A 12,930-nucleotide genomic window follows, 5' to 3' on the forward strand; every position below is an offset into this window, starting at 1 on the left:
ATTTAATTAAGAAGGATCGCGCTATTTTTGACTGGGATGTACCCGATATATATGAAAGATTAGAAACAATTTAATTTTGAATGAAGCTCATCAATGGCTTGATAATATAAACAATGAATAAATTTCAACGGTCTATCAAGCTAGCAAAAAAGTTCGCTCAGGAATGAGTTACCATATTACGCTCAAAAATAGATCATAATAAATATCAGATTCGCGACGTATTGGCTGTTAGTTTACCATTTTTTATGTCAGAATAGGACGTCATTGGCCAGACCAAAGAAAGATGTGCATCAACACTCCCACGATCAAACTTAGATTCTGACTCACAGTTAAAAGAAAAAGCATTGGGTGCACCACCAGATAATAATAAAACAGTCATTATTGCTTTGAACAAGAATGATGATCTGATATCGCAGGTCAGAGAAGAGTCACAGCGCCCCGATGAATGATATTACCAAAGCCTTGCAAGTAGCTAACAACTCCACCGATAACAATTAACTTATCAGATAAAATCGACCAATAGTTTAGCGTGTGATTTGATCCGTTAATTTATTTAAAGGCTTATCCGGATTTATATGAAGTGCATGTTATTTGGCGCATTATGAAAATACATTGTCTTAGTCAATCTTTATGGAGAACTTCAGAAACAAAAAGGCCGTTGATTATCAACGGCCCTTTTGTTTTATATGGTGGAGAGATAGGGATTTGAACCCTAGAGGGGCTATAAACCCCTGCCGGTTTTCAAGACCGGTGCATTCGACCACTCTGCCATCTCTCCGAAACATTTATAAATCACGAATAAGAGTGTACTCGCAATTATTTTAATTAGGTGGTGGAGAGATAGGGATTTGAACCCTAGAGGGGCTATAAACCCCTGCCGGTTTTCAAGACCGGTGCATTCGACCACTCTGCCATCTCTCCGCACGGCCTGCATAATAGAGAAGGCAGTGCTCTTTGTGAAGCTTTTTTTTCAAAAAAGTGTTCAAGTGCTTAAAAAATCATTGATTTGTTTATTCTTAACTCACCCCTGAGTAAAAATCACACTAAATTGAACTTTTCTTTTTAATTATCGGTCTATTGAACTACAAAGGTTTGCCCAAATATAGAAGTCTTGGTAATCTAACTTCAGTTTAATTATCGGAACTTACAATAGGTTTCTAAAGGAGCTCTAAAATGGCATTTAATCATTCGTACAATACCGCTAGACCGGTTATGTCGACCATTGAAACAAACAAGGTACTTAAAAACACCTATTTCTTACTGGCCATGACATTAGCATTTAGTGCTGTGACGGCTGGTATCTCAATGGCATTACAACTACCTTATTTTATGGGGTTAGTTTTTACTCTTATTTCATTTGGCCTTTTATTTGTTGTAAATAAAAAAGCCGAAAGCGCGTCAGGCGTTGCATGGGTATTCGCTTTTACGGGTTTAATGGGTGCGGGACTTGGTCCGTTACTTAACCATTATGCAGCGATGCCAAATGGCCCAATGCTTATCATGCAAGCGTTAGGATCAACTGCACTGATTTTCTTTGGTTTGTCTGCGTATGCACTAAATACTAAAAAAGACTTCTCTTTTATGGGCGGTTTTTTAACGGTAGGCCTTATTGTTGTGATTGTGGCCAGCATTGTTAATATCTTCATTGGCAGCTCGCTAATGTTTATGGTATTGAATGCAGCGGTTGTATTGATCATGTCTGGCTTAATCTTGTTTGATACAAGCCGCATCATCAACGGTGGCGAAACAAACTATATTCGCGCTACAGTCTCTTTATATTTAAGTGTATATAACTTGTTTACTTCATTGCTTGCACTGCTTGGCGCAAATAATGACTAATTAAATAGTTCTGTTAAAATAGCCCCTCTTTAGGGGCTTTTTTATTGGAATAGTTTTGGCACGATTTGTACTTTCTCTGCACAGCGCACCATCGGATCATGATACCACGCAACGTTTGGTTAAATTTGCACAAGCATGTTTAACACAAGGGCATAACATTGATGCCATTTTTTTGTATCAAAACGGCGTTTTTCATGCCAGCGAGCAACTAGATTTGGCAGCTGATGAATTAGCAATTAACGCTTTATGGCAACAATTACATGAGCAAGGGATTCATCTTATGTTGTGTGTTACTGCTGCCGAAAAGCGTGGCCTTGATATAAATAATACCGGTTTTTTTGCAGTCGCAGGGTTAGCTGAGTTTGCAATGCTTGCCAGTGATGCGGATAAATGGGTGCAATTTAAATGATCAATGTATTAGTTTTAAGCCACCATAGTCCTTTCGATGATTTACATATTCGTGATGCATTAGATATGACATTAATATTCGCTGCTGTTGAGCAAAATATTAGTTGGTTATTTAGCGGCCCTGCGGTACTTGCCCTAAAAAAACATCAACAACCTGAGCATATAGGTTTAAAGAACTACTTTAAGACCATCAGAACGCTAGAAATTTACGATGTTGAAAACATTTATGTATGTGAAAAGTCTCTGCTCGAGTATGGCCTTGATAAACATAACTTGTTAGTAGAAGTAAAAGCGCTTAATTATCAGCAGCAGACTCAACTTATTGCCCAGCAACAACACATAGTGAACTTATGAGCACTTTACACATATTTTCCAAGCCACTTGGCTATTACAACACGGATCAATTAGTTAACCTGATCCAGTCAACAGACAAAGTATTATTATTAAGTGACGCATGCTTTGCTATTGCCCAATTTAGACAGCTTGCAACGCACTTATTAATACTTGCTGATGACGCCAAGGTACGAGATATCACAATCAATCAGCCCGATCACTCGCTTAGTTATGACGACTTTGTCGCACTAACATTAGCAACATCTCACTCTATTACGTGGTAATACATGCTTGAATTTAATAATCAAATTATCGACACGGATAAACAAGGTTACTTACTTGATCACTCGTTATGGAGTGAACAATTAGCCTGCGTTATTGCCGAGCAAGAAAACATTGAATTAACCTCCCAACACTGGGAAGTGATTCATTTTGTGCGTAATTTTTATTTGGAGTACAACACCAGCCCAGCAATAAGAATGTTAGTTAAAGCAATGGCAAAAGCACTGGGTGAAGATAAAGGCAATAGTATTTATCTGTATACTCTTTTTCCTAAAGGCCCAGCTAAGCAAGCAACTAAAATTGCTGGCTTACCAAAACCCGCACGGTGCATCTAGCAATGACAACAGCTAAACCAAATAATACAGCAAAACGCCGAAATAGCGGCCGTAGCTATAATCGCGGTGCAATTACAACCAAAAAAGTGAATAACTCAATAAAGCGCGAGATAAAACCAGCCATTGCCGCCAGTGAGCGAAAAATTGTCTTATTTAATAAACCATTTGATGTGCTGTGCCAGTTTACTGATGAAGCAAACAGACAAACCTTAGCTGACTTTATTACCATTAAAGATGTATATGCTGCAGGACGATTAGATAGAGACAGTGAGGGCCTGCTATTGCTCACTAATTGTGGGAAATTACAAAACACTTTAACAGCGCCAAACAAAAAAACCAGTAAAACTTACTGGGCACAAGTTGAAGGTGAACCAACTGATGCAACAATTAAACAACTGTGCCAAGGCGTCGAGCTCAAAGACGGATTAACATTACCAGCAGTTGTTAAACGCATAGATGAGCCAACTTTATGGCCACGTAATCCTCCCGTTAGAGAGCGAAAAAACATTCCAACCAGTTGGCTCAGTATTACCCTTACCGAAGGACGTAATCGCCAAGTAAGAAGGATGACAGCACATATTGGCCACCCTACTTTACGTTTAATCCGCTATCGTATTGGTGACTATACGTTAAAAGGAATTGATAATGGCCATTTTAAAATAATCGCAGATGAACTATAGCTGTGCTTGAGCGCAGCTATTTCAAATATGCCTAGCAGCGCTCAGCTGATTTTTTGTATCAATCTTCACTAACAACGATACAATTACGCCCTTGTCTTTTTGCTTGGTACAAAGCTTTATCTGCCGCATCAGCAAAATAGATATAATCGCCAGTTTGGGGATTATGCAAAGTTTTAATGCCCATGCTTAGTGTTATATAGCCAACATCTATATATTCATGCTTAATAGCTAATTTATTTACTGCTTGCTGGATTTGTAATGCACTATGTAAAGCCTTTCAATATCAGTATCATTTTCTAACGCAAAGCTAAGAGCTTGTTGCCACGTTTGTCGCACCCACAAGATAATGTGGATCTGGGTAAGCATTAAGCCACCAATCATTAAGTGTTGGAACATCGTCAACAGTGTAACCGAACACATCGACAAAGCGTTGGTTTATAAGGATTATATCCTTAGTGAGCATACATACATTACACAACGGTATTGGCACTTGCATAAATAATTAACGTACTCACTCAAATCATGCTGACGGGTTAGTGGTTTATTATCTTGCGCTGAATAATCACTATTTTGCACGATAACAGCATTATTTTGACTCGTTTTTACACGCATCAATAGCGTGAAATGCCATTCTTTCCACCAGGTTGCTGACTGTGAAACGAGAAAATACTCAGACTCACTTGAAGTTTTCAAATTCACGGCAACACTTTTAAGTAGGCAATCTACTTTTCTATATTCAATTACTCCCAATTGTTGATAATTTAAAAGAATATTTTCAAAAAGCCTATACGCATCAACTCTTAAAATACTGCGCGTGTCATCAACCATCACTGTTAATTGTGATTTAGAATTACCAGCATATTGTGCAACGAAGTTAATTATTGATTGTTGATAGAAAATATAGTCCATATATATTGCCCATTAATTACGTGTGCATAAAAACATGCACTTGGAAGTACACCAGAATAATTTAAAGGAATGTAAGCAGATGAAAATATTCGGCGTGAGAAAATTCGTAAAGAGCAGTTGATTAATGTAAACAATATAAGAGTGAAATCGCAATTTAAAAATACCCTTAATAACTTTATCAGGTCCAGTAATTTACGTTATTTTAGCAATAAAACTTAGCCGCTGTTCATTAAACAAACAAAAAACTATCATGTAAGAATAAATAAGGGTAGATTTATCATCTGACAGTGTATAAAAGTGCTAGCTCTTATATATTTTAACAATCCAAAAAGACGACTTTGTGGCGCACAATATGCTTATTTTGTTAAATAACTCAAGTATGTTACTACACTGCCGTTATACATTATTGTATGAAATTAAACTCTCGACTTAAAAATACGGTATTAACTACATTATCGCGCGCATGGGATTAGATGCTAAATGGATATGACCAATGAAGAACTAAATTTTATATCAGATCTTTTCCAAGTGACGGTTCCTTCAAAATTGAGGGACAATCATACACTGACATTACAAAGCTCTATCCCTGCCAATATTGCTGAATTACTAAATAATACAAAATTAACACTACTGGCTGAAGTTGGCGATTATCAATTATGGTTTCCACTTGAAATTAGAATTGATAAAACAGGCGTTGTAACCCCTGTATTAAGCGCACCAGAGGTCATCGACACACAAGGAATAAAGCGCTGTTGGCGTGGCGAGAACCTCAATATTCAGAGCCAAGACTTTGAAGTTGAATCAATCTCAAGTACTGGACTTTTTCTAAAATCAACGACTCAAAAAGCTCCTTTAGCGATTGAGCAACAGATAAAATTAACCCTTCCAAACAAAAAAAATATTACTATCGACATCAAACCGGTACGCTTTAGTAAGCGAGGCATGGCTGCCAAGATCACTCATATTCATCAAGGGAAAGAACATCTAAGGGCTTATTTATTTGAAGCCCATAAGCGCCAAAATGCCAATTTATATGAGTCCACAAACAGCTTATAAATATAATTCACAGTTGTGTATTAGTCGCAGCTAGTTGCAGTGAGGTTAGTACAGCGATAAGCTAAACCTTTATTGTAATAAATGAAGGTTCTATGAGCGAAAATAACTATCCAATAGGTACTCAAGGCACGACTTGGAATGATAAAGATAAACAGTGCTGGTTTAACCTACAAACGATTAAACGTAGTTATCAATCTGAAGTTGTAACTTTAATCAACGAACTGGATAATAATTTCGAGGTTGAGCAATATGGTGCGCTCAGTTTTGATCCTACTCGCTACCCTCTTTTTATTATTAGATCAAAACAGTGGGCATCGAATAAACCGAGCATATTGATCACCGGTGGCGTACATGGCTATGAAACAAGCGGTGTTCATGGCGCATTACATTTTATGAAAACGCTAGGTATGAAATATGCTAAAGAGTTTAACTTACTGGTTGCTCCTTGTATTAGCCCGTGGGGATATGAAACCATTAATCGCTGGAACCCAGCAGCCATAGATCCAAATCGTTCGTTTTATTCACCAAGCCCAGCACCAGAGTCAGCAGCACTAATAAATTATATTAAAGCACAAAATATACCTTTATTAGCGCATATTGATCTGCATGAAACAACTGACACTGACAACAGTGAGTTTCGCCCTGCACTTGCGGCTCGTGATGGCAAGGTGAACACTAATTGGAATATTCCTGATGGTTTTTATCTTGTCGCTGATAGCAATAAACCTGAAGCGCAATTCCAAAAAGCGATTATTGACACTGTTGCTAATGTGACTCAAATTGCCCCCAGTGATGAAAACAATCAACTCATTGGAGTGCCATTAGAACAACATGGTGTGATCAATTATGCAGCACGAGAACTCGGTTTATGCATGGGCTTTACAAATGCACAGTATGTCACGACGACAGAAGTGTACCCAGATAGTCCGACGGCAACAGATGAGCTATGTATTACAGCACAGGTGGCTGCAATTAAAGGTGCATTAGATCACCTGCTTACAAAATAATTATTGCGAGGGTCTATTGGTAATTATATTTAGGCCCTATTCTGACATTTTTAATCTGGTTATATATTATTCACTGATTAATTAATGCAAATTGATAAAAAATTAAAAAATACCTAGACTCCGCGTTTAAATTGTATAAAATTCGCTCTCTTAAATTTTCTCACAAGGAAGCACGTTGAAATTTAGCAATAAACATGGGCAGGTTAGTTTACACCGCGATCAAAATATTATCATTGCTGATTTTTACGGTAATCTTAACGCCAGTTTAGTGACTGCATTTAGCAATGGCTTATTTGAGCAGGTTAGTCAGCTTGCCAATAAACCATGGGGATATATTAGTAATTCTCAAAACCTGTTGGCTGCAACTCCTCAGGCAGAGCAACAACTTACAGTGTTGGCCTCTGCCATGGTTCGTAATGGATGTATTGCTAGCGCTTATATTTTTGATTCAGCTATCGTAATCAATCAAATGCAACGCATTATTCACAATGCAGGCCTTAGCGTGGATGTTCGCCATCGTCTGTTTAAATGTTTAGTGCAAGCTAAAACCTTTGTTCACCAAACAATGAACGATAAAGCAGCTCAATTTCACTCTGCATAACTTAGTTACGATAAAAAACACTACTTATTGATGCCTTAATACCGCGGTCTTCTTCGGCTGTGATCACAAAATCAAGTTGGTTGAGCTTATTTGGTAAATCATAGCCATCTGCAACCACAGTGACCGGGATGCGCTTCATTTGACCAGGCTCGACAGCTGTAAGTTGAGGGCTCTGTAACTTAGCCACATCAAGACCGGTAATCGCTACTCGGTAATGCAGTAACTGTTGTGTTTTATTAATTATTGTCAAGGTGTAAGGGTTTTCAACTAAGCCCTCATAATTTACTCGATATAATGCATTACGATCACGCAGTACTGACACTTCGATTGGCGTGCGTTGAACTAACCACGCTAACATACTGACCATTAATAAAACCGTGAGTGCGCCATAACCAACCAGTTTCAACCGGTATGGATTAGTTTGCTCGCCAGCCATCTGTTTTTCGCTTGCGTACTTGATCAAGCCTTTTTGATAGCCAAACTTATCCATTGTGTCGTCACACGCATCGATACATAAACCACAGTTAATACATTCATATTGTAAGCCGTTACGAATATCAATCCCTGCAGGGCACACTTCCACACATAAATTGCAATCTACGCAATCACCTAAATCTAACGCTTTAGGATCGGCCTTACGTTTACGTGGACCACGACTTTCCCCACGCGCACTATCGTAAGTGACAAGTAATGTATCTTTATCAAACATTACAGCCTGAAACCGTGAGTATGGACAAGCAATGGTGCACATTTTTTCTCTTAAGAAACCGGCATTTCCATAAGTACAAAAGGCAAACAAAAATACCCAAAAACTAGTGATGCCCGACCATTGCAGAGTAAACATATCTCCATACAAGCTTTTAGCCGGAATAAAGTAAGCCATAAATGACGTTGCTGTAAACAATGATATGATTAACCAAGCGCTATGCTTGATTGTTTTTTTCTGCCATTTTGATAACGTCCACGCGGATTTATCTAACTTTATACGTTGATTACGTGTTCCCTCTATACGTTGCTCCACCCATGAAAACATCAGCATCCAAATTGTTTGTGGGCATGTATATCCACACCATACCCGGCCAAGCCAATTGGTAACAAAAAACAACGCAAAAGCGCCTAACATAAATAACAACGCCAAGATCATAAAATCTTGGGGCAGTAAGGTCAGCCCAAAAATAGCAAACTTTTGACTCGCAACATCTAGCAATACCGCTTGCTGGCCTTTGTATGGGATCCAAGGAATAAGAATGAATGTAAGCATGAGTAACCAACCAAGGTTACGGCGAATACGCTGGAAAAATCCTTTTTGCTCACGGATATAAATAGGCCCTTCATGCTTATAGGGCTTGATGATCATATCTTCTTCTTTAATATCAAATTTCATAATAACTACTTACTGTGACGGTTAGGCCTGTAAGTTTGCAAGTTTCAGACCAAACTGAAATTAAATTAAGCAACTGAATATTAATGAATTTTTATTTAGTAAATTCGCTAAAATCGCGATATTTAGCGAGTATCGTGATATTTAACGATTTTTACGGATCATCAACTTGCGCATTTTTGATCGTAACGTACTCTCCGGCATGCCTAATTTAACTGCCGCGCCTTGACTGCCAGAAATTTGCCAATTTGATAGCTCTAATACTGCGATGATATGCTGTCTCTGCGCTTCGTCAAGGCTCAGATCCGTGTTTAGGTTAGCGCTAGCATTGGCATCAAGTGGTTGCGATAACTGCAATACAGACTGCTTTGATAAAATAGCCTCTCGCTCTAGTACATTCTGTAATTCACGAATATTACCCGGCCAATCATACGCTTGTAGCTGTGTTATGGCTTTCTCACTGAGTCCTTTGAGCTGTTTACCAAGACGTTTATTTAATTGCGCAATCAAATTACTACACAAGTATGGAATATCTTCTTTACGCGCTTTCAGTGGTGGAACTGTGATTGGAAATACATTTAGTCGATAATATAAATCTATTCTAAAGCATCCTGACTGCACCATTGCCCATAAGTCACGATTAGTCGCAGCAATTACACGAATATTAACTTTACGTGTTTGGCTACTGCCAACACGTTCAAATTCATGCTCTTGCAATACCCGTAACAACTTACTTTGCGCTTCAAGAGCAAGCTCTCCAATTTCGTCTAAAAAAATGGTGCCATTATTAGCCAACTCAAAACGTCCTTTACGATGCTCCTTAGCCCCCGTAAAAGCCCCCTTTTCATGACCAAATAACTCAGATTCAAGTAAGCTTGGCGTAAATGCGGCGCAATTGACCTTAATAAAGGATTGCCCACTGCGCCCACTTAAGCGATGTAAGTTACGAGCGACTAATTCTTTTCCTGTGCCGTTCTCACCTAAAATCAACACCGTGCTATCGGTCGGGCTAACAAGTTTTATTTGCTCAAGCATGGTTTGAAATACGTGGCTTTTGCCTACCAAACCAGACTCTTGCCAATCTTCATTAAGTTCTGCTATCAAATAGCTATTTTGCTCTTTTAATTGCTCACTTAAGTGATTCACTTGCGCTAAAGCATCACGCAGTGCGTGCTCTGTCTGGTGTTGTTTTGATACATCGCGAAATATCGCGACAGCGCCGATCAACTGATTATTTTTATAAACGGGTGTAGATGTATATTCTACCGCAAAACAGCTGCCGTCTTTACGCCAAAATACCTCATCTTTAACATGCCGATGCTTGCCGTCAAACATAGTGCAATAAATCTGGCATTCATCTGCTGGATATGGCCGCCCGTCAGCATGACTATGATGATGGTACTGATGAATTTTTTTACCCAGCAACTCATCTGCATGCCATCCAGTCATGCGTTCAGCAGCGGGGTTTACAAATACCGCATTACCACTTAAATCAAAGCCATATATTCCCTCACCAACAGCGTTGAGTAATAAAGTTGGATCGTCTAAAAACTGTTTTATCATTGCTTACACCGAATTCGCGAAATATCGCGTTCATTATGCCTATAATGGCGAAGATTTGCACCCTAAGTGACTAAATCATACCGCTCATTAAAGCGAAACTATCCGTCGTTTTGCTTCATCATGAACCGCATCTAAAGTAACTGTAAGACTACAGCACTCATTATTAATCAATTGAAAATAATATTAATAAATACCCAACTATCATCAAGGAAAAGTTAATCAACTTGTAATTTTACTATATTAGCTTTGCAAATATGTATTAACTGCAGTGTCTGCACACTTCTTATTTAATTATTGCATAATCTTTGCTTACAATTTCATCTCTGGTAGTAGTTACATTCTTGGTTGTAACCGATTAAACTCAAAAAAAACAATATTGTAGGGATCACATGTCGTTAATTATTAACAACCTTGAAAAACACTATAAAACGGTTACTGCGGTTAATAAGCTGTCATTTGATGTGCAACCAGGAGAGATTTTTGCTTTACTTGGCCCCAATGGTGCGGGGAAATCATCATTAGTAAAAATGATCGTTGGTTTTTCCTCTCCAGATAGTGGCTCTATTCAACTCAATGATGCAGGACAAGCGTATTCATCTATTCCGGCACATTTACTGGGCTATCTACCAGAAGACCGAGGCCTCTATCCAGAAAAAACAATAAAACAAAATCTACAATTTTTTGCAGCATTACACGGCGTAAAAGATAGCGAATTTACGCAGCGCTGTGACTATTGGTTAGCTAAATTTAATTTAACCGCACGATTGAATGACCCCTTAAAATCACTTTCTAAAGGGAACCAACAAAAAATCCAATTGATCACTGCAATTTTACATAAGCCCAAATGGGTAATTTTAGATGAGCCATTTTCTGGCTTAGATCCTATTAATCAGGAATTAGTTGTTGAATTTTTAGCGCAATTAAAACAGCAAGGCATGACCGTTATTTTAAGTGCACATCAGATGGCGATGGTAGAAAAACTTGCTGATCGGGTATTGCTATTAAATCAAGGTGAAAGTGTTTTATACGGCAAACTCAGTAATATACTTCAAAGCGCGCAAAATAATAGTATTCAAGTCGTATTCAACGATCCAATTAATCAAACTTACTTTGAGCAACTATGTGAACATTATTGTGTTGAGCAAATAAAAGCACAGCAACTAACTATCACCCTAAAGCAACACCAATCACTTAACCAGTTACTTCCTCAGTTAATCAGCATCGGGGAAATATGTGAACTCAAAAATAAAGCTCAGTCACTGCATGCAATTTATTTACACGCAGTAGCTGAGCATAACGCTAAACTGGATCAAGGAACGACGCTATGAATAAATCATCGCTTACACAGCAACAGCTCTGGATTGTTGCAAAATGGGAGTTCTTGCATTTTTTTAAATTAAAACAAGAAATTATTTCGAAGTTGATCATGCTCGCTATTGCTGGAGTTATTTATTTTTTTGCCACTGCAAACAGTCAACTTGAACAAGGTTATCATTTAGCAAGCAACCTCGAGTTTAGCGTCAAAACAGAGCCTACATCGACACAATTTAAGTTTACCAAACATGATGATTTAACTGCCATCATTGCAAATTTAGCTGAGGATACTGGCTATGATGGCGTACTTAAGTTTGACCAAGCGACTCACTCATATACGTTAATAACGGCTGTAAAATCAGCATGGCAAACAACATTGCAATCGCTCCTTAGAGCGCAATTGCAACAAGCTCAATTTGATAGCTTAGGCTTAAGCGAGCAACAACGACTAGGATTGACGAAAAATATTTCAATTGAACATAGGGTACTTGACGAGCTTTTGAAAAATCAAGCTGATCGTAGTCAAACATACACAGCATTTGGGGTACTGATATTATTATTTGTTGCGATGTTTGGGATCTTTGGCCAACTCTTTGTCAGTATTACCGGTGAAAAGCAAAACCGCGTAACGGAGCAATTGCTAGCCACCATGACACCACAAACATGGATAGATGGTAAGCTACTTGGGCAAATATTACTTGCAGTAAAAACCATGATTGGCACCTTGCTATCGATTATTTTATCGATGCTATTTTTTACCGTTATCATTAAACAACAAGCCCTCAATTTAGACTTTGTTAATTGGTCATTACTGCCTTGGTTGTTAGCCTATGCGATTGTAGGTCTTGGCATCTGCGCTGCATTTATGGCTGCGATCGCAGCGGGTATTGATGATCCTAATCACAGTAGTAAAAGTGCCTTAATGATGCTGCCATTGGCACCTATTGTGATTGCATTTTTTGTTATCGATGCACCAAACAGTGTTTTAACAATCGTGCTTAGTTACTTGCCGATCACGGCATTTGCGGTTATGCCGGTGCGCATGTCATTAGTTGAAATACCAATTTGGCAAGCACTCTTATCCCTGCTTCTCAGTATTGGCTGTTTTTATTACTTACGTATATTTGCCGCTCGTATTTTTAAAATGGGTATGAATATGTACGCAAAAGAACCGAGTTTAAAGGCTATGTGGTTGAGTATCTTTAAATAACAAAACATATAG

At 38.4% G+C, this 12,930-nt stretch carries 14 protein-coding genes, 2 tRNA genes and 1 pseudogene; 11 read left to right on the forward strand and 6 right to left on the reverse strand.

Annotation, left to right across the window (positions count from 1 at the left end):
• Window positions 1-687: 687 nt before the first annotated feature.
• Window positions 688-778: transfer RNA gene (locus H5163_RS07140), tRNA-Ser, on the reverse strand.
• A 52-nt stretch (window positions 779-830) separates the two neighbouring features.
• Window positions 831-921 (reverse strand) — tRNA-Ser (locus H5163_RS07145).
• Between the two features lie 252 nt (window positions 922-1,173).
• On the opposite strand from H5163_RS07145, the gene H5163_RS07150 reads away from it, so the two are divergent.
• Genes H5163_RS07150 through H5163_RS07175 form a run of 6 tightly spaced genes read left to right on the forward strand, consistent with a single transcriptional unit; the run spans window position 1,174 to window position 3,877 of the window.
• A complete protein-coding gene (locus H5163_RS07150) occupies window positions 1,174-1,839 on the forward strand; it encodes a Bax inhibitor-1/YccA family protein (RefSeq protein WP_145233793.1) in 666 nt (221 codons plus the stop codon).
• A 55-nt stretch (window positions 1,840-1,894) separates the two neighbouring features.
• Entirely contained in the window at window positions 1,895-2,248 is a 354-nt protein-coding gene (tusD, locus tag H5163_RS07155; RefSeq protein ID WP_145233791.1) for a sulfurtransferase complex subunit TusD, read from the forward strand.
• Window positions 2,245-2,601 carry a sulfurtransferase complex subunit TusC gene (tusC, locus tag H5163_RS07160; RefSeq protein ID WP_145233789.1) on the forward strand — a complete coding sequence of 119 codons (357 nt, stop codon included), beginning with the start codon at window positions 2,245-2,247 and terminating at the stop codon, window positions 2,599-2,601. The genes tusD and tusC overlap by 4 nt, the downstream gene beginning before the upstream one ends.
• A complete protein-coding gene (locus H5163_RS07165) occupies window positions 2,598-2,864 on the forward strand; it encodes a DsrH/TusB family sulfur metabolism protein (RefSeq protein ID WP_145233786.1) in 267 nt (88 codons plus the stop codon). Before tusC ends, H5163_RS07165 begins: the two co-directional genes overlap by 4 nt.
• Window positions 2,865-2,867: 3 nt before the next feature.
• Window positions 2,868-3,197: a TusE/DsrC/DsvC family sulfur relay protein gene (locus H5163_RS07170; protein ID WP_145233784.1), complete on the forward strand. Its 330-nt coding sequence runs from the start codon at window positions 2,868-2,870 to the stop codon at window positions 3,195-3,197.
• A gap of 2 nt (window positions 3,198-3,199) precedes the next feature.
• Window positions 3,200-3,877 (forward strand): pseudouridine synthase, encoded by a 678-nt coding sequence (locus tag H5163_RS07175; protein ID WP_145233782.1) that lies wholly within the window; start codon window positions 3,200-3,202, stop codon window positions 3,875-3,877.
• Between the two features lie 58 nt (window positions 3,878-3,935).
• Here the strand turns inward: H5163_RS07175 and H5163_RS21510 are convergent.
• Window positions 3,936-4,139 (reverse strand): annotated as a pseudogene (locus H5163_RS21510) (GGDEF domain-containing protein); the annotation flags it as partial.
• A gap of 182 nt (window positions 4,140-4,321) precedes the next feature.
• A complete protein-coding gene (locus H5163_RS07185; protein WP_182734777.1) occupies window positions 4,322-4,786 on the reverse strand; it encodes a hypothetical protein in 465 nt (154 codons plus the stop codon).
• 480 nt (window positions 4,787-5,266) lie between these two features.
• Between H5163_RS07185 and H5163_RS07190 the strand changes: the two genes are divergently transcribed.
• From H5163_RS07190 to H5163_RS07200, 3 genes are all read left to right on the forward strand, one after another.
• Entirely contained in the window at window positions 5,267-5,842 is a 576-nt protein-coding gene (locus H5163_RS07190; RefSeq protein ID WP_182734778.1) for a hypothetical protein, read from the forward strand.
• Window positions 5,843-5,934: 92 nt separating this feature from the next.
• The gene (locus tag H5163_RS07195; RefSeq protein ID WP_182734780.1) at window positions 5,935-6,849 is read left to right on the forward strand and encodes a M14 family metallocarboxypeptidase; all 915 of its coding nucleotides are present in this window, start codon (window positions 5,935-5,937) and stop codon (window positions 6,847-6,849) included.
• Between the two features lie 175 nt (window positions 6,850-7,024).
• Window positions 7,025-7,450, forward strand: coding sequence for a hypothetical protein (locus tag H5163_RS07200; RefSeq protein WP_182730962.1), 426 nt, complete (start codon window positions 7,025-7,027; stop codon window positions 7,448-7,450).
• Window position 7,451: 1 nt separating this feature from the next.
• On the opposite strand, the gene ccoG is transcribed toward H5163_RS07200, so the two are convergent.
• Together ccoG and H5163_RS07210 are read right to left on the reverse strand one after the other, a co-directional pair.
• Complete coding sequence (gene ccoG, locus H5163_RS07205) at window positions 7,452-8,834, reverse strand: cytochrome c oxidase accessory protein CcoG (protein WP_145233771.1); 1,383 nt, start codon at window positions 8,832-8,834, stop codon at window positions 7,452-7,454.
• 141 nt (window positions 8,835-8,975) lie between these two features.
• Entirely contained in the window at window positions 8,976-10,394 is a 1,419-nt protein-coding gene (locus H5163_RS07210; RefSeq protein ID WP_149981042.1) for a sigma-54-dependent Fis family transcriptional regulator, read from the reverse strand.
• Between the two features lie 389 nt (window positions 10,395-10,783).
• On the opposite strand from H5163_RS07210, the gene H5163_RS07215 reads away from it, so the two are divergent.
• Together H5163_RS07215 and H5163_RS07220 are read left to right on the forward strand one after the other, a co-directional pair.
• Window positions 10,784-11,722, forward strand: coding sequence for an ABC transporter ATP-binding protein (locus H5163_RS07215; protein WP_149981041.1), 939 nt, complete (start codon window positions 10,784-10,786; stop codon window positions 11,720-11,722).
• A complete protein-coding gene (locus tag H5163_RS07220; RefSeq protein WP_182734782.1) occupies window positions 11,719-12,918 on the forward strand; it encodes an ABC transporter permease in 1,200 nt (399 codons plus the stop codon). The genes H5163_RS07215 and H5163_RS07220 overlap by 4 nt, the downstream gene beginning before the upstream one ends.
• Window positions 12,919-12,930 lie beyond the last annotated feature (12 nt).

Origin of the sequence: Pseudoalteromonas sp. SG44-8 (assembly GCF_014164125.1) — a bacterium.
Lineage (GTDB): Bacteria > Pseudomonadota > Gammaproteobacteria > Enterobacterales > Alteromonadaceae > Pseudoalteromonas > Pseudoalteromonas rhizosphaerae.